We start from the raw sequence: 24199 nt of genomic DNA on the forward strand, positions 1-24199 counted from the left end.
ATAATATAATCTATGTACAATGTTTAAGCATACTTCTAAGTCAAAACAAATCATTACCGGACTGTGGTTATTATCTGCAACGGCCATATTTACTTCCTATAGTACCCAGGCAGATCATGGCGGTTATGGCGAAACACCACCGCAGGAAACAGATTTTATAACACTGAACAGCGGTAATGCGCCCGTAAAAACTAGTTATCCCGGCGCAATAGAAGGAAGCGTAAATGTTGATGTAAAGGCGCAGGTAAGCGGATATCTTGAAACGATTTATGTAAAAGAAGGTGATTATGTACAAAAAGGACAATCGCTTTTTAAAATCAAAAGTGAGGTATTTAATGAGCAGGTCAACAACAGCGATGCGGGTTTGAAATCGGCTCTGGCGGCTCAGGCGAATGCCGGTCTGGAAGTTGAAAAAATCAAACCGTTGGTGGAAGGGAAAGTGGTATCGGACATGCAGCTTCGTGCCGCACAGGCGAGCTACGATGCGGCGACAGCGCAGGTTGCACAGGCGAAAGCAGCTTTGGGTTCTTCTAAAATCAACGCAGGTTTTGCGCTGATCAAAGCTCCTGTGAGCGGCTACATTGGCCGCATTCCCAATCGCATTGGAAATCTGGTAATGCCATCCGACGAAGCTCCGTTGACTACGCTTTCAGACATCAATACTGTATTTGTGTATTTCTCCATGAGCGAAGCCGATTTTATCACGTTCAAAAAAGCAACCACTGGTAAGGAAGAAACCGTGGAGCTGATCATGGCTGACGGTTCCGCGTATGCACACAAGGGTAAACTGGAAAGCGCAAGTGGGAATATTGATCGCACTACGGGCAGTATGAGTATGAAAGCGGTATTCCCGAATCCTGATAAATTGTTACGCTCAGGTGGTGCCGGAAGAATTGTTATTCATCGGGTGTTGGGCGATGTGTTGAATTTGCCGATGGCTGCCGTGAAAGATATTCAGAACAAATATTTTGTATTCAAACTGGCCGACAGCAACAAGGTGGCGATGACACCGATTGAAATTGCGGGTACATCGGGCGACAATTATCTGGTAAAATCGGGTGTTCAGAATGGTGATAAAATTGCTATAAACCGCATCGATGCACTCAATGAAGGAATGGTGGTAGCTCCCAAAACAGTAACAGCAGACTCGCTTTCCAAGTAATTCAACGACAAAAATTTATCATGTTAAAAAATATAATAGACAAGCCCGTAACCGCTACGGTGATCTCTGTCGTGTTGGTTATTTTGGGTATCATTGGCTTGACCAGGCTGCCCGTAACCCGTTTTCCGGATATTTCGCCGCCTACTGTAATGGTATCCGGAAGTTATCCGGGTGGGAACAGTGAAGCCGTAATCCGCTCGGTGGTGACGCCGCTCGAAGAGCAGATCAATGGTGTGGAGAACATGCAGTACATCAAATCTACTGCGAGTAACGACGGTTCGTTTTCGATTACCGTTATTTTCAAACAGGGCGTAAATCCTGATCAGGCGGCCGTGAACGTACAAAACCGTGTGCAGCAGGCAACGCCGATTTTGCCGCAGGAAGTGATCCAGATGGGATTGACAACTTCCAAGCAGCAGAACAGTATGATCATGATTTTTAACGTATTTACGACCGACAACAGTAAATATGACGAGCTGTTTTTGCAAAATTATACGAACATCAACCTCATTCCGCAGATTAAACGTGTACCCGGTGTTGGTCAGGCGCAGTCGTTTGGTGCAAAGGATTATTCGATGCGTGTCTGGCTCAATCCACAAAAAATGGCGAGTTACGGATTGATCCCCGCCGACGTAAACCAGGCCATTGCCGACCAGAGTCTTGAATCTGCTCCGGGTAAATTGGGGCAGGAATCGCATGCGGCACTGGAATATGTGATGCGTTACAAAGGCAAAAAGAACCAGACTACCGAGTACGAAAACATTGTCGTGAAAAGAAACGGCACGGATCTGGTGCGTTTGAAAGATGTGGCAAGAATTGAATTCGGCTCTTTGAATTACGGTGGAAATACAACCTCAAATGGTAAAAATGCCGTTACGATTGCCATCCTGCAAACGACTGGTTCTAATGCCAATGAGATTGAGATTGGTGTACAGAACGTGTTGAAGAAAGCTTCCAAATCTTTTCCTCCGGGGGTTGAATACACCAGTTTGTTGAGTACCAAAGAACGTCTGGATGAAGCAACGACTCAGGTGAAATCGACTTTGATCGAGGCATTTATCCTTGTATTTATTGTGGTCTTTGTTTTCTTGCAGGATTTCCGCTCTACCATCATCCCGGCCATTGCGGTTCCGGTTGCCATTATTGGTACCTTCTTTTTTCTGCTGGTTTTCGGCTTTACGATCAACGTACTCACACTTTTCGCTTTGGTACTCGCAATTGGTATTGTGGTCGATGATGCGATTGTCGTCGTCGAGGCCGTGCATAGTAAAATGGAAGGTTCGAATATGAGTGGGAGAGAAGCGACGCACAGTGCCATGAGTGAAATTACGGGTGCTGTTGTTTCCATCACGCTTGTTATGGCGGCGGTGTTTATTCCGATTGGTTTCATGACGGGCTCGTCCGGGATTTTCTACAAACAGTTTGCCTATACTCTGGCCATCGCCATTATCATTTCAGCGGTGAATGCCTTAACACTAACACCTGCCTTATGTGCTTTGCTTTTGAAAAATACGCATGCGGAAGGGCACGATGAAAAAACAACTAACGGTTTCGGAAAACGATTTTCTACCGCTTTCAACGCAGGATTTGACAATCTTACAGGAAAATATATCAATGGATTGAAATTCCTGATCGGCAGAAAATGGCTTGCGGCAGGGTTAGTTATCACGATCACTGCCATCGCCGGTTGGCTGATGTTTACCACGCCAAAAAGTTTTGTGCCGATGGAAGATGACAGTTTCATTATTTTCAGCTTGGCCATGCCTCCGGGAACCGCACTGGACCGTACCACAGCAGCGGCCGACAAGGTTGAAAAAATACTGTCGGGCAACGAAGCCGTCCAAACGAGCTCAATTATTACGGGTTTTAATATTCTGTCCAATAGTGCCAGTCCGGCTTATGGAGTTGGTTTTATCAAGCTGAAAGACAAAAAAGACCGGGGGGCTGTGCAGGATATAGATCAAATTCTGGCCGGTATGAGTGCTCAGTTTGCGACCGTAAAAGAAGGAACAATTATGGCGTTCCGCAGTCCGCCGGTGGAAGGTTACGGGATTACCAGCGGTGCCGAAGTGGTGTTGCAGGACAAAACCGGGAAAAGTGCCACAGCTTTGAAAGCGATGTCAGATCAGGTTCTTGGACAAATCATGAAGCAACCCGGTGTACAGTTTGCCTACACCACTTTCCGCACCGATTTTCCTCAATTGGAAATGGAAGTTGATAACGACAAAGCGCAGCAAATGGGTGTGAGTGTGAGCGGAATGATGAACACGATTCAAACCTATTTCGCTGGTGACCAGAGTCTGAACTTTACGCGTTTTGGTAAATTTTATCGGGTAAGTGTAAAAGCTGATGGAGTTTTCAGAATGGATCAGGAAGCATTCAATGAGATTTTTGTAAGAAACGATCAGAATCAGATGGTGCCTGTTAAATCCCTGATCAGGTTACATAAAGTATATGGCCCTGAGTCGGTTGACAGATACAATCTTTTTAATGCCCTGAACATCACCGTTGTAGCACTTCCCGGGGTGAGCAATGGTGATATGATGGCAAATCTGGAAAAGAATGTATTCGAAAAACTGCCTTCGGATTATGGTTACGAATGGACCGGGCTAAGCCTTGAAGAAAAATCTGCTGGTAACCAGACGATGTACATTCTTGCACTTTGTTTGCTATTTGTTTACTTCCTTTTGGCGGCTCAGTTTGAGAGTTATCTGATACCATTTGCGGTGCTGCTTTCAATCCCAACCGGTATCGTCGGATCTTTTGCAGCAACCAAAGCCATCGGTTTTGACAATAACATTTACGTGCAGGTCGGGCTGATCATGCTTGTCGGTCTTTTGGCCAAAAATGCCATTCTGATTGTCGAATTCGCTGTTCAACGCCGCGCTGCCGGACTATCCATCGCAGAATCCGCCATGGAAGGCGCGAAGTCAAGGTTGCGTCCGATTATTATGACATCGCTGGCTTTCATTGTCGGAATGATTCCGCTCATGGTAGCCACTGGTGGTTCAGCATCAGGAAACAGATCTATCAGTACAGGTGCAGCAATGGGTATGTTGAGCGGTGTAATTCTGGGAATATTTGTAATTCCGCTGCTTTATATACTGTTCCAGTATTTGCAAGAGAAAATATCAGGAACAAAAAAAGAGGTTCTTCATCCGGTAATTGAACATCAATGATTTCGATAAATAAAAATATAATTACTGCACTGGTTTTGTCCGCAAGTCTGGTTTCCTGTGTAGTTGGAAAAAAATATACCCGTCCTGAATTGGAGGCACCTGAGGGATTCAGATCCGCTGTTGGCATAACAGCGGATACAGTACAACTCCCGTGGCGGACTTTTTTCAGGGAGCCGCAACTGGTGAGCCTGATTGAAGACGCCCTGGCTAAAAATAACGATGTGGCCATTGCTATGAAAAACATCGAACAACTCGATCTGGCAGTAAAACAAGCCAGACTTGGACTGCTCCCCACGCTGGATTTTACGGTGGGTGCAAACCGCGCATTTTTATCCAAAAACTCCCTGAACGGTTCCCTGAGCGAGCAGTTTGTCGGGACATCCTATATGGATAATTACGATGCTACACTGCAACTTTCCTGGGAAGCAGATATTTGGGGAAAAGTAAAAATGCAGAAGGAAGCGGCCATTGCTAATTATTTTGGACAGAAGGAAAACCTTTCCGCACTCAAAACGAGGATCATCAGTCAGGTAGCGCAGGCATACTACAATCTGATCAGTCTGGATGAGCAGCTGATTATTGCCCAACGTAACATTGCATTGAGCGATAGCACGTTACTTATGATGCGACTGCAATTCACGGCGGGACAGATCACCTCGCTGGCAGTGGACCAGGCGGAAGCGCAAAAGAAAACAGCGGAACTACTTGTGCCGCTGGCATTGCAAAACATAGCAGTGCAGGAAAACGCGCTGAGTATTTTGTGCGGCGCATATCCCGAAAGCATTGCCCGTAATGGCGACTTGGCAGAAGTGATGCCCGAAGCACAATTTGCTGCCGCAGTACCAGCCAACCTGCTCAGCCGCAGACCGGATGTGAAGGCAGCGGAATATATGGTCGTGAGAGCCAATTCGGCAACAGGTCTGGCAAAAGCCGCCATGTATCCTGCTTTCAGTTTGACGCCGCAGATAGGAGCTAATTCGTTCAAGTTTAGCCAATGGTTTGATCTTCCCGGATCGATGGCCAAGACCATTGCCGTGAATCTTACACAACCTGTTTTCAGAAAACGAGCTTTGAGAACGGCCCATGAAACGGCGATTATAGAGCAGGAGAAAGCCGCGATCCAGTTCAAACAAACCCTGATGACGGCAGTTGGCGAAGTGTCCGACGCCATGGCGAGATCCAATGGTGCATCGCAAAGACTTGAACTTGTTCAGCAAAAAACGGCTATGCTCAACAAAGCCACCGACGACGCCCAAAAGCTATACAAAAGCGGCATGGCGACTTATCTTGAAGTAATCACAGCCCAAAACAGCAGACTGCAAAACGACCTGGAAGCCATCAGCATCAAACTCGAAAAGCTGAATGCAGTAACAGACCTATACCGCGCGCTTGGCGGTGGTGTGGAGTAAAAGATAATCAACCTGCTTTGGCAAAAGCGGTACAAAGCAGGTTGATGATTACAAACTTCCCTCTCAGACGCGACTCAGCGTTTCCGAAAAAATCCAGTCATTTTCTTTACACCCCAAACAGTATTTAAGATGATCCAAAACTCAGTACCTCACTATATGGGGAATCTTGCCGCGAGCCTTCCGAAAATTGAATGTGTGAAAGGATTTATAAAAGCCATCTGGAATGAAAACAACCACACCGAAATTTCAAATTTCCTACATGACGATTTCACAGATCATTCCCTGCCATTCACTTCCCTTCAAGGCAAAGCAGGACTGCTGATTTACCTGAAAGAACTGGCAAAAAAAGTTTATCACAATACCGAAATCCTGGAACTGAGCACACTAGACGAATTGGTGATCTGCAAGATCAGGATTGTTACTAAATTACTTGGTGATAAAGGAAATGAGAGCATTCGGCCTGAAATTATTGACGGGTATCGGGATTTTAGAATGAGTGACGGGAAGATTATTGGGCATTGGGAGAATGATTTGAGGGGGGGGTATTAGAGTTAGTCCGATAGCAATGATGCTTGACTGAACTAGGTCTAACGGAGATTGTAATTGATGGTATGTTGCAATATATCTGGCAAACTTATTCCGGTGCGCTGCACCTTTTAAAAATTCTGCATCTGATTTCTACAATTATTATCGGTGCTCTGCACCTCTTGTCCGCGGAACAGGTGCAGAGCACCGCAATATTTGTGTAGAAAAATGTAAAGTACCGATCATAAGGTGCAGCGCACCGTAATACAACTCCGGAGCTTTCACTCAATTTCCAGAAAATCAATAATTTCCATAATGTGACGCTCTGCTATATTCTTAATAATCCTGTTAAAGTGATATTGGTGGATGATTCTTGGGAATATCGCTATTCATCAGCAGGTAATTATTTGACACACCAAAGAGTTTTATTGGAGATAGAATTCGTGTGGATTACCGTCACAGAAGATAATACATCTTGAGTGAGGAGTTTAGAAACTGCGCACAACGAGAGATCTGGGGAGAATACAATTTTATTGGAGTAGAACTAGCGTATCCATGCGCATTGAGCATCCTATATTTTGAAGTTTGGTCTTCATTTGGAATATCAGGTGCAAATCCGTACACTTGTGGTAATGACAAAGTTGCGCCTAATGCAATAATTATGTTCAACCACAAACGACAGGCTCGCCAAAATCAGACAACAGAAATATTGAATGAAGAAATACACGGCAAACTACGCGTACACTAATCCGAATTTTGTAATTCAGAACCTCGTAACAAATCAGAAAGACGCTGACTTGTTGCCAATCTTGTATGTGACAAAAAACATTCTGCAACGTGGATTTCCTACAACTCTTTCAAAGTATCTACAATCTGAATTAGGCGAAATTCATAAACTTGACAATTTTGAAGAACGCTTTTTGTTTGCGACAAACCAAACACCAATTTGGAACGACACAATAAAAGGCGACAAAGGCAACAATTATTATCCAGCAAAATACTTTTTCGAAAGAATTATTCCTAATGAATTTGGAGAATATTCATTTATCCAATCTTTGCTAATTCCCGAAATTCAAATCAATGAAATTATTGGCGAAGAAGATAAAAACTTTATCAACCAACAAGTTGATTTTTATTTACCACAAGCCAAACTTGTGATTGAAATTGACGGACAACAACACAAACTTGATGAAGTTACCCGAGTTTCAGACAGTACAAGAGATAACTTTTTATCAAACAAAGGAATTACAACCATACGAATTGACACAAGGGAATTACAAAATGGTTCTTATGTTTCGAAAGTTGAGAACATTTTAAACCATCTTGAAAGATTTGATAAACTTCTATCCCACTACAAAAATGCTTGTGCGAAAATAGAAGAAAACCAAATGAGCGAAGAAGAAATTAAAACGAAATTATTGCCTACGGCAATAATCCGTTTTCAAGTTTTGCTCATTGAGTTGCTTACACACAAGTATTTGACATTTGATGAAGATTGGAATTTCAACATTTTAGGTCACGAAGGGTTACCCAATTTTTCAGAATTGGCAATTAATGATTTACTCATTTGGATTGATAAACTTTGGCAACTTAAAAACAAACAAGAACTCAAAAAGCCAAATTTCAACATTGCAATTACGAATGACAAAACGAAATTTCAACCAACAACAAAAGCCATAAATATTGACTTTTCGTTATTTAAACGTTACACAGATGAAAATAAAATTAGTGACGATGTGATTTTTGTTCGTACCGATTATTTTGATATTGTAAAAGACAAAAACTATTTCAGAGTTAGTACAACCGAACCAATTAATTACAATATCACGGATGAAGACAAAGCTACTTTGGAGTTTTTCCTTGATAACATTTTCGACAAATCAAAATTTAGAGAAGGACAATTTCCAATAGTTTCAAACGTATTGAACAGAAAAGACACAATTGGACTTTTACCGACAGGTGGTGGAAAATCTTTATGTTATCAACTTCCTTGTTTGCTTCAACCAAGTATCAATTTTGTAGTTTGTCCTATCAAATCTTTGATGGATGACCAAAATGACAATTTGCAAAAAATGTTGATTACGAATGTAAATTATATCAACAGTAATTTAGAAGCCGAGGAAAGAAGAGAAGTTGAAAAAAACTTTGAGCAAGGACGATATTTGTTTGTTTGGATTTCGCCCGAGAAATTTCAAATTCCATCATTTAGAGAAAAGATAAGTGCGATTGTCGCTAATTTTTCAATCGCTTACGCAGTTGTAGACGAAGTTCATTGCCTTTCAGAATGGGGACACGATTTCAGAACTTCGTATTTGAATTTAGCCAAAACCATAGACAAGTTAAGCCCGAAGGACGAAAATGGAGAAGGTAAAATCAAATTTATTGGCTTAACTGCAACGGCTTCTGTTAAAGTTATGACAGATATTAAAATAGAGTTTTCAAGGCAGAAACAGCGATTGGAAGATGAAAATATAAAATCTCTCTTAGATTATAGCCGAAAAGAATTGCAATTTAAGGTCATCAACGATAACGGAAACAAAAGTCAAAAGATAAAAGAACTTCTTGAAGAATTAAAAGACACTGAAAGCTTTACAGAAGATGAAGAAAAAGCAGGTTTGGTGTTCACGCCAAATGTAAATGGTGCTTATGGCTGTTATCAGGTTTCAAATACATTAAATACCATTTATCAAAATAAAGTAAGTTGGTTTTCTGGAGACATTCCTAAACGTGATGTTATAGACCAAAATACAGGGCGAAAAATTGGAACAGAGCCGATAATGGTAAGAGATGAATTCAATAAATTCAAACAAAAAGTTCAAAAGATTTTAAAGAAAATAAATATCAACTTTTAGTCGCTACCAAAGCTTTTGGAATGGGTATTGACAAACAAAACATCCATTATACTTTCCATTACGGTTTACCAAGTTCGGTTGAAGCATTGTATCAAGAAGCAGGAAGAGCTGGACGTTGGGACAAACGAAAATCAGAAAATAAAAATAAGATAGGTAAATGTTACGTTTTGCATTCGCCTGAAACTCACGACCAAGAAAGAGTTAAACGATTATTTGATAAAGACACAACATTTGCCGAAATTAAAAGTATTAGTGATGAAGTCGGATTTGGAGGTAGAGATATTTTCAAACAAGTTTTCTTATTTGTACAAGGGCAAAATGATATTGAAAAAGACTTTGAAATCATTTTGGGTGTAATCACAAACTATTTCCGAGAAAACGCAAAACTTCGGATTTTTTGGAATGATGCTCGCAACAATTTACACATCAATAGCGACACTTTACAAAAAGCAATTTATCGTTTAAGTCTTTTAGGAATTGTTTCCGACTGGACAACGAATTTTATTGACCATTTTGAAGTTCAGTTCAAAACTCTTGATGAAAACCATATTATAAAAAGTGTTTCGGATTACATTACAAAGTATGAGCCGAACACAGATGTGAAAATGGATTTAGAGAAAATTCCTCAAAATTCAATTTTAGAAAAATCAGTTTGGTATTTACTGAATTGGACTTTTGAGAATATTGCTTACGGTCGAAAACAATCTTTAAAAACACTTTCAGATTGGTGTTCGGAGTTTAAAGACAGCGAAATTTTCAAGCAAAGAATTGACAGTTATTTTGTTTTTTCTGAAACAACATTTGTACTTCAACATATTTCGGAAAATCCGAAGGATTACGAACGGTGGTTTGAAGCGTTATTCACAACTGAGGAAATTGAAGAAAATGGTATAAAGAAAAAACTAAAAATACATATTCCCCAAATTGTTGATGTTGAAATTAGAAAAAAAGAGCTGAAAAAACTAAAAGACAGTATCGCCCGATTTTTGGAAAGTTACCGTAATAGTGTCGGACTTAATTTTTTAAGTGGTTTTGTTCGTTTGGCATTGACGGAATATGAAGACAGTGATGGAAGAGAGCGTTTTGAAAGTTCACTGTCGACTATTGAGCAAATTTTCACGAAAGAGGAACAAAGCGGCTTTTTGTATCGCTTGAAAGTTCTCGGAAAACATTTGACCGAAGAACAAAAGATGGAATTGTACCAATCCATATCAAGGTATTACCCTGAAATGTTAGAAGAACTTGCAGAATATTACGATTTAGCATATATGCTCAATGATATTTATTCTCAAAAATTACAGGAACTAAAAAAACTTACTAAGAAATTATATGAGCAACTTGCAAAAATTTAATGAAACTCTTGAAGAGTTCAACCAAGAAGTTGAACAACTTAAAGAGGTTTCAGGTGCTTACAAGAAGTTACAGCAATTAACTGAAACCTATAATGTAATAAGCAAGCAGTTTGACGAAAACAGCAAATCCCTTGATGCAATAAATGTGCTACAAAAGGTACAGCAAGAGAAAATTTCCAATAGTTTAATTGAGATTGGGAACACAAACAATTTCAACAGAACCGAGCTTGCTAAACTTTTTGAAGAGAGAACCGACCAAATCCGGAAGGAGAACAAAGAGTTTTACAAAGATCTTGAAGGTACAATTAGAATTAAACTTGACGAGAATAAATCAAACATTAAACAGCTTATTGAGAACGAGCGAAACCAAATTAAACAGATTTTCGAAAATGAGCTTGCGAAAAACACCAATGAATTAAGACACTTTATTGAGGCTGAAAGTAGAATATTGAAAACTTCTGTTTGGATAATTGGCGGACTAACCTTAATAATAAGCCTTTTAGCAATAGTAAAGTTATGGATGTAAATCCGCCAGCGAGAGCATTACATCATTTACAAATCTCCAACCTACATTCTTGTTCAAATCTTTCGGAATATTAATAATCCCATGTGAAGTTTTGCCCTGATTGTTAGAGCCAGCCAGAATGGGGAACTCCTCAAATTCCATTTTGAACACAATCCTATAATTTTCTCCATCCCAATCCCTCCATAAAACAATCGATTTTGTACTTAACGGATTTATACTTTGAGGCGAAAGGCAGAAGATATTATGAGGAAGACCTATATCAGACAAATGTTTTGAGGGACGATTATGAGATATTAATTTGTCATCCGTGCGACTTTTTTCCGTGGCATGTGTCACACAGGATCATAGTCTGAAGTTTTTGAAACTAGGTCTGTAAACGGCAATTAGTAAGAACTTCACATTAAAAAAACTCTACAATATTGCAACTATATTGGTTACAGCCATCTACATCAGCAAATTACCAGCTGGTTTTTAATTGCTAATTGTTACCGATAACAGCGTACTGTATAATGCACTTCATTTAAAAGATCAAATGCAAATCCGTACTCTTGTGGCAACGGACAACAGTTGTGCTTCAAAAGCTGCAACTCATATTTTGACAGAAACAATCAGAGAGGAGCTTTCAGAAAAAGCAATAAAGGTGATTGCCGTGTACATGGGTTATGTGAATACTCAAATGGTGCCGGAAGAAACAAAAACACAAAAATCGGAACCGACTGACATTGTAAGAGAAATCTGCAACGGAATTGAAGCCGGAAGCTCCGGTTTAGAAACGTATTTGTCCGGAGCAATTCCTGCTAATTATTCAAAGCCCCTAAATTCGCAAACGAACATTACTTGTCCGATTCCGGACAATTTCACATTAAAAGTTTAGTTCCGGATATCGATTCCGGGCTTAAAAGACTACTGTTAAATCCTGGCATACTATTTGTTATACAGAAATAGATTATATAAATTTTTTATGTTGAATACTGACTTGATCGATGAGACGAAGCGATTTGGGGGAGTTTGAAGAAGTGGTAATGCTGGCGGTTGCTGCTTTACCAGGTAATGCATATACTATAGCCATTGCCGAGGAGCTTGAGCGTGAAACCGGCAATATGGTCACATCGGGTGCCGTGCATGCAGCAATGCAACGCCTTGAGCAAAAAGGGTATCTCCGGTCAGTCTGGGGTGAAGCAACTCCGGAAAGGGGAGGCCGCAGAAAGCGCTTGTACAGTGTAACAGCTTTGGGCGGCCGGATTCTGGAAGAGTCAAGAGCTGTACGTAACAGATTCTGGGACCGGATCCTGCCGGCTATTCGCATGGAATGGAACTGATCAGATAAAAAGCTTCTCCGATGAAATTAAATCAAAAGTTCCCGGATCCGGCATCCGGACAGCCGCCCCGTTATCTGACATCACTGCTCAACCGGCTGATTGCGCCACACCTGCGTGAACAGGTCCTTGGTGACCTTCAGGAACGCTACACCCGCAGGGCATCGGTTCACGGAAAAGACAAAGCTAAAAGACGCTACCTGATAGAAGCATTGGCTTACATGCGGCCGGTCTTCATCAGGAGACAAAAGAACGAATTTCCATCACCGGTTTTTTTAGGCCCCTATATGATAAAAAACTATTTCAAAATCGCGTTTCGAAACCTTGTTAAAAATAAGGGCATTTCAGCCATCAATATCTTCGGGCTTGCACTGGGTATCTTATGCTGTCTTTTTATTTTCCTTTGGGTTCAGGACGAAAAGCGGGTTGATAATTTTCACGACAGGGGACAAGATCTGTTTGCGGTATACGAAACGACCACTTCAAATGGAAAAGTGAATGGGTCCTATTCCACCTCCTTTCTAGTAGCTCCGGGTTCAAGTAATCCTTCTTTTGCGCTGGAAAACATGAATGAGTCAATTCCTGAAGTCGAATATCAGGCTTACTACGCCACGGGTTATGAGCTTCCCTGGGGCCATCCGGAAACATTTCAGGTGGGAGAGAAAAAGGTAAAACTGGATGGTTCGAGAGCGGGAAGGGATTTCTTCAAAATTTTCAGTTATAAGCTTATTGAAGGGACGGCTGAGACAGCGTTGAATGACATTGGAGGCGTGGCTATTTCAAAACGAATGGCGGAGATGTTCTTTGGAAGCCCGGCCAAAGCCATGGGAAAAACGATGCGTTATGAAAGCCGCCTGAATTTTAAAGTTACCGCCGTTTTTGATAATATTCCCCGCAATAGCTCGCTGAGGTTTGATTATTTATTCAATTGGGAAGCGCAAAAGACCAAACTTGAATTTGCTTCAAATGAAATCCGTTCCTATCTGAAACTCTCCCAAAGTGCGGATGTTGCCAAAGTTGAGGGTAAAATCAATAATTATCTGGCGAAACGTCTTGAGAAAAGAAAAGGGGTAGAGCGGCGTGCAGGTCTCATAAAATTTTCGGATCAGTATCTTTATGGCTCTTTTGAAGATGGAAAACCCCAGGGCGGGCGCATTGAATACGTAAGAATTTTTAGTGGTGCAGGCTTTTTTATACTGCTTATTGCCTGTATCAATTTTATGAATTTGTCAACGGCCCGTTCTGTGAAACGGGCGAGGGAGGTGGGTTTACGAAAAGTGGTCGGATCGTCCAGAATGAGTCTTGTGCTGCAATTTTTCGGAGAATCGCTTCTTTTCTCTTTTTTGGCAATGCTTATTTCACTGGTATTTTTAATCTTGCTTCTGTCTGCTTTTAATGATCTTACCGGTAAAGAAATCGGTTTCCCGATTGCCGAACCATCTTTTTGGTTGTTTTTAATCATCCTGCTGCTGTTAACCGGGATTGCAGCTGGAAGTTATCCTGCATTATATCTCTCCTCTCTCAAACCAGTGCGGATTTTAAAAGGTATGGTCCGTTTTACACAGGGCGGATTGTGGTTCAGGCAGGGACTGACGGTTTTTCAGTTTGCGATGTCAATCCTGCTCCTTATTGCCACAATTGTTATTTCCCAGCAAACACGTTTTGTTCAGAATACACATTTGGGATACGACCGGCAGGACCTGATTTATGTCCGCATAGAAGGGAAATTGTCATCAAAAAATAATTATTTGTTATTCAAAAATCGTGTTTCGCAACTTGCCGGCGTGACCATGGTTGACCGGTCCACAGAGGCACCGCATGATATGGGTTTTTCCGTAGCGGATGCAATTGACTGGCAGGGAAAAGAGAAAAATGCATCCGTGTATTTCAGCCCGGCTTCGGTAGGGATGGACTTTGTGAAGCTGATGAACCTGGAAATTGCAGCGGGGCGTGACTTTTCAAAAGACATGGCAACTGATTCAACGGATGCTTTCCTGGTCAACGAGGAGGCCATAAGACAAATGGGCCTGAAAAATCCGATTGGTAAATGGATTTCAGCATGGAAAAAGAAAGGGCATATTATTGGTATCCTCAAAGATTTTCACACGCAATCGCTGCATGAGAAGATCAAGCCGCTGGTTATTGATGTAAAGGAAAATGAATATTTTGGTGTAATTCTTATTCGTACCAAACCTGGAAAGACCAGGGAAGCACTCGCAGGAATCGGTGCTGTCTACAAAGAAATCAACCCTGATTATCCTTTTAGTTATCAGTTTCTTGATCAGGAATTTGATAAACTTTATCGTAGCGAACAACTGATTGCCAAACTTTCGAACCTGCTGGCACCACTCGCAATCCTGATTTCAAGCCTGGGATTACTTGGCCTTGCACTTTTTTCGGCAGAGCAGCGCATCAAGGAAATTGGAATAAGAAAAGTCCTGGGTGCTTCCATTGCAGGCGTAGTAACGCTACTTTCCAGGGATTTTTTAAAACTTGTTGTCATTGCGATTTGTGTGGCCACTCCGGTAGGATGGTACGTAATGAACAGATGGCTTGAAGGCTTTGCCTATAAAATCCATATCGAATGGTGGGTATTTGCAGTATCAGCTGCCCTGGTAATGGCCATTGCCATTTTTACTGTGTCGTTTCAAAGTATCAAAGCGGCTTTGCTGAATCCGGTTAAAAGCCTTCGAAGCGAATAATTGCAAGGTGAGGCAGCTTCTCCGGCATGTCCGGGGAAGCTGCGCAGTTCCAGCTCCATATTTGAAATAATAAATTTTCTAACATATTTATCGTAGCTGTAATGAAAATAAGTCTGAGGAGATAACTCACCTGCAATAGCCTGTTTTCTTCTAAAAGGCAGTAAGTGTTATGGTATAGTTTATATCAAGTTGTTTGCAAAACCTGTACAATTTCATCAGCTGATTGTCTGGATCATTTTAGCCCGTACACTTAAAATGTCCTTAAATTACCAGGCAAAAAGAGCATGCCATTTCATATAATTTTATGCTTAAACTCCTTGAAATTAAAGAAACGTGTTTATTGCATAATTTTTTGGAAAAGATGTATTTATTTCGAATAAAAACTGTGTAAGACTAAAAATACACAAGTATATATTTCATTAATTAAAAATAACCAAATAATTATTCTTGATTCTAGCGGATTAGCATAGATAATTTTTAAACGTATCTACTAAATGCTATATTTAGGAAATATTAATTAATTGCTCATTTTTATGTTGAAACATTATAAAAATCAATCTGATACATTGATTTGGGACGATTTCAGAAATGGGAACCCCAATGCTTTCGAATATATTTATCAGACATATTTTCCCACCCTTTATAACTACGGATTGCACATTTCCAAGGATGAGGACATTGTAAAGGATTGTATCCAGAATCTTTTCGTTGAAATCTGGAAAAGCCACAGTAATCTGAGTGCAACTGATTCTATCAAATATTATCTGATCAAGGCGGTCAGGCGTCATATAAATGCCTCGCTCGCCAGGTCACCGTTTACCGGGCATGGCAATGAAATAGATAATAATTATGAGTATCAAACTGTCCTATCGCCAGAATATGAGATGATTAACGGCGAGCGGGAAACGGAAACGAAGCAAAGAATCCGTGATTCGGTGGATAAGCTTACACCGCGACAACGGGAAGCCATTACCTTAATTTATTTTGAACAATTATCCTACGCCGAAGTATCTTCCATAATGTGCCTGAAAATCCGAACGGTTTACAATACAATTCACGCAGCACTAGAGGTCTTAAAAAAGTTACTTTCCAATTTTCCATCCAATTTATACAGTTGTCTTCTATGGCCAATGAGTATGTTGCAAAATGATTATTTTACAATATAATGTTTCGATTTGGTCTTGTTTGTTAAAATTAAATGAATCTGTTGTGATTTTATAAGATATTAGGATTTTGTTTGGTAAAAAGCCCGGTTTGCTTCCATTGTATATTAAAAGCATATCACTTATGAATAGGGCTAATCAATATCAAGCATTCCTTGCAGAAGATTTTGCCTCAGATCCTGAATTTATCGGATGGGTATTAAATCCTGATGAAGAAAATACGGAACTGTGGCAGTACTGGTTGAGTGCAAATCCGGAAAAGGCGAAAGAAGTGGAAGTGGCCGTTCAGCTGATCAGGTTTGCCATACCTCAGTATTATCATGCAAAGGATGGTGTGCAGCAGCAGATATGGGAAAATATCTTATTGAATGTCAAAACAGTTAATTCAATTAAAGTCAGCCCACTTCACCGGTCAGCACCGTTATGGAAAAACTGGAAGCAATGGGCGGCTGTTCTGACCGGGCTTTTATTTCTGGCCGGAATGGCATATAAAGTTATCGAAAACAGTAAAACAACGAAATATGCAACCGGGCCTACGGAAACAAAAAGGATACAGTTACCTGACGGCTCAGAAGTAATTTTAAATGCAAATTCATTTTTGTCCTACCATAAAATCTGGGACAAGGACAACGAAAGAAATGTAAACCTGAGAGGAGAAGCTTTTTTTCGGTCGTACATCAAAATGATAATCAGCAGTTTCTGGTCCATACCCAGGATGCAGGCAGTGTAAAAGTTGTAGGTACCAAATTCAATGTTCTCAGCCATAAAGAAAAAACACAGGTTGTGCTCAATCAGGGAAAAGTCCTTTTCAACCCTGGCGGTGGTGATGATATTGATATGGAACCGGGAGAATTAGTTGAAGTGGTCCATTTCGGTTTTTTCTCCGGGAACAAGGTTACCAAACGTAAAGTCAATCCTGACGTATATAGTGGATGGGTAGCAGGCCGTTTTGTATTTGACCATACCCCGCTGTCAGAAATTGCCGGGATAATTGAAGGCAACTTTAATTACCAGGTTGAATTTACTTCTGGTGCAATTGCAGGTAGGGTACTGACATTGGATATGCCCCATAGAGACCTGAATCTGCTCTTAAAAACCATCTGTGTAACACACGATCTATCATTAAGCAAAAAAGGAAACATCTTGCTGTTTTCGGAAAATACCGGGAATAATTAACTACTGCTTAGCCTGTATATATAGTATCTAACCTTTTATAACCAAACCTTAATCACTCATGAGGACAAATTTATTGAATTGCCCGGGCATAAGCCCGGGAAGGATGCTTATTGTGTTCATTCTAGGTTTTTTGGTAACGCTTACTGCCGTTGCCCAGACTGGTGAGCGACAGAAATTCTATGCTGCATTAACGGCATCCAAATCAGAAAAAAGGGAAGCGAACCGCGATCAGGGAAAGATGGTAAGTGTAAAACAAGCGTTGAATGAAGTAGAAATAAAGTACAAAATCGTGTTTGGCTACGAATCCGGTTTACTGGAAAACCTTGCGGTTCCATCTGAACAATGGGCACGGGTTACGAGTTTAACCACAGCTATGGAAACGTTGCTTAAACCCTACAACCTTACTTATGGAAAAGTTGAGAAAGGGGTTTATTTTATCAAAAAGAAAACCAGTAAAAAAGAGAAAGAAGAGACGAATCAAATTGAAATGTCTAAACCTTCTGACAGAGATCAATTGAACATGATTAGTCCTGCTGATAATTCTGCTATGAAAAATGAGGTGAAAGGCAGGGTTATTGATGCAAACGGAGAACCCCTTCCAGGCCTGAATATTATTATTAAAGGGTCTGCGTCGGGCACAAGTACCAATGTGGATGGTGTGTATTTCATTGAGGTACCATCCCGGGAAAGCGTTCTGATATTTTCTTTCGTCGGTTTTTTGACACAGGAAATAACCGTTGGCGAAAAGACTGTTATAGATGTTAAACTCCTTACGGATACCAAATTGCTTAGTGAAGTAGTGGTGACTGCATTGGGGGTGAAGCGGGAAGAAAGATCTCTTGGTTATTCGGTTCAGGGAATTAAGCCGGAAGGGATGGACGAAGCAAGAGAAACCAATATTGTTAATTCCCTTACAGGAAAAATTGCGGGCGTCCAGATCACTAACTCCTCGGGAAATATTGGAGGTTCGTCCAGAATAACAATACGAGGAATTAACTCAATCTCCGGTAATAACCAACCATTATTTGTGGTGGATGGAACACCCATTGATAATTCCAACTACAATACCGAACAACAGAATACAGGTAATCCGGGCCGTGATTACGGTAACGCTGCACAGGATATCAATCCGGATGACATTGCCTCCATTTCGATTCTGAAAGGCCCGAGTGCAGCGGCATTGTACGGTTCCAGAGCGGGCAATGGAGTGATTTTGATCACAACGAAAAGCGGCGAAACAGGGAAGGGGATCGGCGTAACTTTTAACTCAACTACCTCTTTCAGCAGGGCAGCTATTCTTCCGGATTTTCAGAACGAATACGGTGGCGGCTTTAAACTCACATTTGATAATTATAAAGGCGTGCCAATAGTAAATACAAATGCCAATAACAGCTGGGGGCCGAAATTCGAAGGCCAGCTGGTGAGGCATTGGTGGAGTATGTACCCGGGTGAGCCAGGTTTTGAAAAAACGGCACCGTGGGTTGCAGCACCCAATAACCTGAAGGACTTTCTGGATACAGGTGTAAACCTTGGTAATAATGTGGCGATTGCCGGCAGTACCGAAAAATCTACGTTCCGGCTTTCCTATACCAATTTGTACCAAACCGGTATTATTCCGAATAGTAAACTCAAAAGACATACATTTAGCTTAAGTGCTGATACGAAACTTACGAGTAAACTGACGGCGACAGTTAAGGCCAATTACATTAAAACAATTGGTTTCGGAAGACCTGCCACAGGAGAATGGCTGGCTGGGTCACCTAACAATGTGCTTACCTACTGGTATACCTGGTCGCAGAGACAAATGGATCCCGCTACCTTAAAAGTTTATAAATCAGAAAGATACCGGCACATGACCTGGAACGTGCGTGGGCCGGAAACCTACATGGTGCAAAGTTTCAACAACAACCCGTATTTTACGCTTTACGAAGAATATAACAACGATAGCAGGGACCGGCTTTATGGTAATGTTTCTCTTTCGTATAACCTTTCAAAAGACCTGAAATTAACAGGCTGGGCCAGAACCGACCTTTACACTGACAGAAGAGAAGACAGGTCAGGACTTGGCGGTTATGAGCCCAATCGCTACGAAGAGGATGTCATACAGTTTCAGGAAAACAATTTTGAATTCCTGGCGCAGTATTCAAAGCAGTTAGGTTCGGATTTTAATATCAATGCCAATTTGGGGACAAACCTGAGGCGCTCTAAATTCAGCCGCAATTTTGGTAGAACAGTAGGAGGCTTAAGTGTACCAAACTTCTTCAATTTAAGTGCTTCAGTCGACCGGCCGATTATTTCAGATGTGACCAGAGAACGTTCTGCAACGGGTATTTATGGAAGTTTTAATATGGGATTCCGAAATATCGTTTATGTAGACGGATCACTGCGCAATGACTGGTCTTCCACTTTGCCTGTTAATAATAACTCCTATTTGTATCCTGCCCTTTCCACAAGTATTGTATTTACTGACCTGCTGCCGGCGTCAACCGTATTGTCTTTTGGTAAACTTCGGGCGGGATGGGCACAGGTAGGAAATGATACAGATCCCTATCGCACCAGCCTGATTTATGAAAGCCAGATAGCGTATGGCAGCTCACCTGCGTATTCCGTTCCTAATACTCTTAACAATCAGTTGCTGAAACCTGAGCGTACCAGCAGTTACGAAATTGGACTCGATCTTCGCTTCTTCAACAAGCGCGCCGGACTGGATGTGACGTTTTATAATAATGTAACTACGGACCAGATTATTCCGCTTTCTATTTCTCCTACAACCAGTTACAAAGCAGCAGTTGTCAATGCGGGGAAACTGAATAACAAAGGGATTGAATTAATGCTAACAGGAACGCCAGTTTCAATTGAAAATGGTTTTGAATGGAATGTTGCACTTAACTGGGCAAAAAACAAAAATAAGGTTATTGAACTGGCAGAAGGACAGGATACCTATGAAATTGGATTTCGTGATGGTGTTTCTGTTGTGGCAAAGGTGGGACAGCCCTACGGAACCCTAATCGGGACTGGGATCAAACGCAATGAAAAAGGGGAGAAAATGATTGACCAGACAGGTTTTTACATCAGAGAACCCGGGCATGTGATGGGATCGGTATTGGCTAGCTTTACAGGCGGACTTACCAATACTTTTTCGTATAAAGGATTTAATCTGAGCACATTGATCGACTTTCAGAAAGGCGGCGATATTTTTACAGAAACAATCCGGAATGGTGTCACCAATGGTCAGTTTAAAGAAACCGTTGGACTGAACGATAGAGGAGAACCCAAGAGAAATCTGGTTGCTAACGGAGGTGGTGTTCGTGGCGAAGGAGTGTTGGCAGATGGTTCAGAAAATACCAAGTATGTTGAAGCGCAAAACTATTTCAAACAATTCGGATCTATTCAGGAGCCTTATGTTTTTGATGCGAGCTATATCAAATTCAGAGAGCTGAGATTAGGTTATGCTTTCCCTAAAAGACTTTATCAGAAATCGCCTTTCACAAGTGTTTCTTTTTCCCTTGTGGCCCGTAACGTAGCATTGCTGTTCAGGAATATGCCCCATCTAGACCCATCTGAACTGGCTTACGGATCAGGTAATATTCAGGGTCTGGAGGGAGCGGCAATACCGGCTCCCAGAACTATGGGTTTTAATATCAAATTCGGCTTATAATAACTAAGAAACCAAAAATGATTTATGAAAAAGAAAATGAGAAACATATATAAGAACTGCATGAAAGTGGTTTTGGCAACTGCTCTGTTACTTTTTAGTTCCTGTGATTTTAACGATATCAATATTGATCCTAATAACCCGGTTTCAGTTCCTACTTCGCATTTAATGACAAGTGCGCAACGTTCGGTGGCGGAATTGATTTTTGGCAACTCTAATGTGATCGGCTTAGCATCTTCGGCTACTACATTTATCCAGCATTGGGCTGGTACACGTGGGGGAGGCAATGATATTTATACAACCGTCGAACTGGATTTCAGTAACTTTTATACCGGTCCGCTTGCTGATCTGAATGAAGTAATCCGTCTGAATTCCAACGAGGCCACAGCCCTGGAAGCTTCACAGTCTGGTGTTAATGGTAACCAGATAGCAATCGCCAGGATATTGAAGGTTTATATCTTCCATAACATAACAGATATATGGGGGGAAGTTCCATACAAAGAATCTTTGCTCGGCAAAACGGTGGCATTGCCAAAATATGATCTGCAGTCGGAAATTTATACTGATTTATTAAAAGAACTCGACGAAGCAACCGCACAGATAAGTGTTGGCGGAGCGGCAATAAAGGGCGACATCATTTATAACGGTAATATGAACAACTGGAAATTATTCGCCCAATCCCTGAAAATGCGGATTGGTATGAGGATGTCCAAAGTAGACCCTGTTGCAGCCCAAAAAGCTGTTTCAGAGGCATTTAAAACCGGGGTGTTTACCAGTAACACACAAAGCGCCCTCTACAAATATCTGTCAGCTACATCCAATATCAACCCTTATTACTATTACTATAACTTTTCTGCCCCCAACATAGCCGTTTCCAATACTTTAATAGATAAACTGAAAGCACTCAGCGATCCGCGGCTGTTTATTTATGCCGACACAGCCAAAGTAGGGGGTAAGGGGTATGTTGGAACCGGTTTCGGGCTGGATATTGCCACAGCCAACCTGGATCGTGACGAAGAAGCTTCATGGCCTAATCCCCAGCATATTCTTCAGCCCACTGTGCCATTCAAAATACTGACCTACACCGAGGTTTTATTTCTGGAAGCCGAGGCAGCGGAAAGGGGATGGATTGATGGTGATGCAAAAGCTTTTTATGATGCCGGTATTATTGCCTCCCTTCAGTATTGGGGAGTAGACCAAAGCGCCATTGCTGCGTATCTGACAGTTCCTCAGGTGGTTTATCAAAAAAATAATCCTTTTAAATCCATTGGTGAGCAAAAATGGCTGAATTTTTATCAGGAAGGTATAGAAGCCTGGTCTGACTGGCGCAGGCTTGGTTATCCGGAACTGAAAGATGCCCCTCAGGCATTTGCAGGCAGGAAATTACCCAGAAGAAGGGGCTATCCTCAAACAGAGATCACACTGAATACAGACAATTACCGGATCGTAATAGCACGCCAGGGACCCGACGAGCTTTCTACGCGGGTATGGTGGGACGTACCATAAAGCGGGACGGTTATAATATCAATAAAAACACCATTTTTTATATTCCTTAATCTTACGTGAACATGATATCCAACGAGTTAGAAAAAGAAACACAGCCTTCCCGTCGTGAATTTTTATCAAAAGCAGGTAAGGGAGGTGTGGCAGCGATTGCATTGGCCGGTTTAATGTCCAGTTCACCTGGTATTATTTCTTCCAAAAGCTTGTCGCACGCCAAACTTAGGCCGGTGAAGCTGCCGGAAGATCCGCTGTTTACTTCTGCCAAAAACCTGGCATCCATGATTCAGTCGAAAAAAATATCTTCCGTTGAATTAACAGAAATGTATTTTAAAAGAATAGAACTGGTTAATCCGCAGATCAACGCTGTGGTCATGCTGTGCAAGGAACGTGCTTTGATGGAAGCTAAAATGGCTGATGATATGCTGGCGAAAGGAAAAAGTAAAGGGCCGCTGCACGGTGTGCCGGTTACGATCAAGGATTCCATTGATACGGCAGGGGTTGTAAGCACGGGCGGGACTATGGGCCGCAAAAATTTTATTCCAGGAGAGGACGCTACCGTCGTTGCGCGTTTACGAAATGCCGGTGCCATTGTAATGGGCAAAACCAACACACCCGAATTTACACTGGCAGGGACAACTGCCAATTTAATATACGGTATGACCAGCAATCCGTACAAGGCCGGTTACACACCAGGTGGCAGCAGCGGTGGTGCGGGATCGATTATTGCATCAGGCGGTTCCCCTATGGATATCGGATCTGACTTTGGAGGAAGTATACGGATGCCAGCGCACTATAACGGGATTGCTGGCTTGAAACCCACTACGGGCAGGGTTCCCAGAACTGGCCACATTGTTGACTATGGAGGCATATTTGATACCTATCAGGTTCTTGGGCCATTGGCACGCTGGGTAGAAGACCTGGCCTATATCCTGCCTATTATTTCAGGCCCGGACCAGATTGATGCGGCCATTCATCCGGTACCGCTGGAAGATCCTTCTAAAGTTGATCTGAAAAAACTTAAATATGCCTGGCACATTGATATTGGCAGTGCAGAAAAATGTACACCGGAGACCATAAAAGCGGTTCAAGGTGTAGCAGATATGTTAAAAGATGGGAAATTCGTAATCACAAATGATGCACCTGTTAAAATTATTCAGGAGGCAGAAAAGGTGCGTTCGGAACTGGGAATGGCCGATGGGCGGGCTTGGGTACGAAGGCTGGTAGAAAGATCCGGGACAAAAACAACGCATCCTTTACTTGGTTTGTCGCCGGGGCCCGCAGGTGTAGCATCGGCAGCCCGGTTTACAGAACTGGTCGAGAACCTGGATGCTTCGCGTAGTAAAATGCTGCAATGGCTTGAAAGCTATGATATTGTAATTTCTCCGGTTATGGCAAGCCCTGCCAAACCCAATCCTGACAATTTTGATCCAAAGCCAAGAGATCCAGCCAGTTACGGATTTGTTGGGATATACAATATGACAGGATGGCCTTCTGCGGTAGTCAGGGCCGGTGTTAGCCCGGAAGGCCTGCCAATCGGCGTTCAGATTATAGGCCGCCCCTGGCAGGAGCATGTGGTACTGGCAGTAGCCAGTTTCATTGAATCTCAAACTGGTGGCTGGCAGCCGCCGCTTGCTTTGAATGAGATCATTACCGGAGGCAAGTAAAATATCAACTGTTTT

General features: G+C 41.8%; 17 protein-coding genes. 16 read left to right on the plus strand and 1 reads right to left on the minus strand.

Going from position 1 to position 24199, the window contains the following annotated elements:
• Positions 1–19 precede the first annotated feature (19 nt).
• The 7 genes from KZC02_RS23945 to KZC02_RS23975 all read left to right on the plus strand — a co-directional run bounded on the left by KZC02_RS23945 (position 20) and on the right by KZC02_RS23975 (position 11005).
• A complete protein-coding gene (locus KZC02_RS23945) occupies positions 20–1162 on the plus strand; it encodes an efflux RND transporter periplasmic adaptor subunit (protein ID WP_221390977.1) in 1143 nt (380 codons plus the stop codon).
• A 20-nt stretch (positions 1163–1182) separates the two neighbouring features.
• The gene (locus tag KZC02_RS23950) at positions 1183–4341 is read left to right on the plus strand and encodes an efflux RND transporter permease subunit (protein ID WP_221390978.1); all 3159 of its coding nucleotides are present in this window, start codon (positions 1183–1185) and stop codon (positions 4339–4341) included.
• Positions 4338–5750, plus strand: a complete 1413-nt coding sequence (locus KZC02_RS23955; protein ID WP_229253765.1) for an efflux transporter outer membrane subunit — start codon at positions 4338–4340, stop codon at positions 5748–5750. The genes KZC02_RS23950 and KZC02_RS23955 overlap by 4 nt, the downstream gene beginning before the upstream one ends.
• Positions 5751–5879: 129 nt before the next feature.
• Positions 5880–6299, plus strand: coding sequence for a nuclear transport factor 2 family protein (locus KZC02_RS23960; RefSeq protein WP_221390979.1), 420 nt, complete (start codon positions 5880–5882; stop codon positions 6297–6299).
• A gap of 689 nt (positions 6300–6988) precedes the next feature.
• Entirely contained in the window at positions 6989–9127 is a 2139-nt protein-coding gene (locus tag KZC02_RS23965) for a DEAD/DEAH box helicase (protein WP_221390980.1), read from the plus strand.
• Positions 9076–10479 (plus strand): helicase-related protein, encoded by a 1404-nt coding sequence (locus tag KZC02_RS23970; RefSeq protein WP_221395174.1) that lies wholly within the window; start codon positions 9076–9078, stop codon positions 10477–10479. Before KZC02_RS23965 ends, KZC02_RS23970 begins: the two co-directional genes overlap by 52 nt.
• On the plus strand, positions 10457–11005 hold the full coding sequence (locus tag KZC02_RS23975; RefSeq protein ID WP_221390981.1) for a hypothetical protein: 549 nt from the start codon (positions 10457–10459) through the stop codon (positions 11003–11005). The genes KZC02_RS23970 and KZC02_RS23975 overlap by 23 nt, the downstream gene beginning before the upstream one ends.
• On the opposite strand, the gene KZC02_RS23980 is transcribed toward KZC02_RS23975, so the two are convergent.
• Entirely contained in the window at positions 10994–11272 is a 279-nt protein-coding gene (locus KZC02_RS23980) for a hypothetical protein (protein WP_221390982.1), read from the minus strand. The genes KZC02_RS23975 and KZC02_RS23980 overlap by 12 nt on opposite strands.
• Positions 11273–11537: 265 nt before the next feature.
• On the opposite strand from KZC02_RS23980, the gene KZC02_RS23985 reads away from it, so the two are divergent.
• From KZC02_RS23985 to KZC02_RS24025, 9 genes are all read left to right on the plus strand, one after another.
• Complete coding sequence (locus KZC02_RS23985) at positions 11538–11879, plus strand: SDR family NAD(P)-dependent oxidoreductase (protein ID WP_221390983.1); 342 nt, start codon at positions 11538–11540, stop codon at positions 11877–11879.
• A gap of 109 nt (positions 11880–11988) precedes the next feature.
• The gene (locus KZC02_RS23990) at positions 11989–12324 is read left to right on the plus strand and encodes a PadR family transcriptional regulator (protein WP_221390984.1); all 336 of its coding nucleotides are present in this window, start codon (positions 11989–11991) and stop codon (positions 12322–12324) included.
• A gap of 20 nt (positions 12325–12344) precedes the next feature.
• On the plus strand, positions 12345–15023 hold the full coding sequence (locus KZC02_RS23995; RefSeq protein WP_221390985.1) for an ABC transporter permease: 2679 nt from the start codon (positions 12345–12347) through the stop codon (positions 15021–15023).
• A gap of 533 nt (positions 15024–15556) precedes the next feature.
• Positions 15557–16189, plus strand: coding sequence for an RNA polymerase sigma factor (locus tag KZC02_RS24000; protein ID WP_221390986.1), 633 nt, complete (start codon positions 15557–15559; stop codon positions 16187–16189).
• Positions 16190–16310: 121 nt separating this feature from the next.
• Positions 16311–16916: a FecR domain-containing protein gene (locus KZC02_RS24005; RefSeq protein ID WP_221390987.1), complete on the plus strand. Its 606-nt coding sequence runs from the start codon at positions 16311–16313 to the stop codon at positions 16914–16916.
• Positions 16917–16969: 53 nt separating this feature from the next.
• A complete protein-coding gene (locus tag KZC02_RS24010; RefSeq protein WP_221390988.1) occupies positions 16970–17362 on the plus strand; it encodes a DUF4974 domain-containing protein in 393 nt (130 codons plus the stop codon).
• A gap of 58 nt (positions 17363–17420) precedes the next feature.
• Entirely contained in the window at positions 17421–21020 is a 3600-nt protein-coding gene (locus KZC02_RS24015) for a SusC/RagA family TonB-linked outer membrane protein (protein WP_221390989.1), read from the plus strand.
• A 24-nt stretch (positions 21021–21044) separates the two neighbouring features.
• Positions 21045–22523, plus strand: a complete 1479-nt coding sequence (locus KZC02_RS24020; protein WP_221390990.1) for a SusD/RagB family nutrient-binding outer membrane lipoprotein — start codon at positions 21045–21047, stop codon at positions 22521–22523.
• A 62-nt stretch (positions 22524–22585) separates the two neighbouring features.
• Positions 22586–24184: an amidase gene (locus KZC02_RS24025; RefSeq protein WP_221390991.1), complete on the plus strand. Its 1599-nt coding sequence runs from the start codon at positions 22586–22588 to the stop codon at positions 24182–24184.
• The last annotated feature ends 15 nt before the right edge of the window (positions 24185–24199 follow it).

Origin of the sequence: Dyadobacter sp. NIV53 (genome assembly GCF_019711195.1) — a bacterium.
In the GTDB taxonomy this organism is placed as follows: domain Bacteria; phylum Bacteroidota; class Bacteroidia; order Cytophagales; family Spirosomataceae; genus Dyadobacter.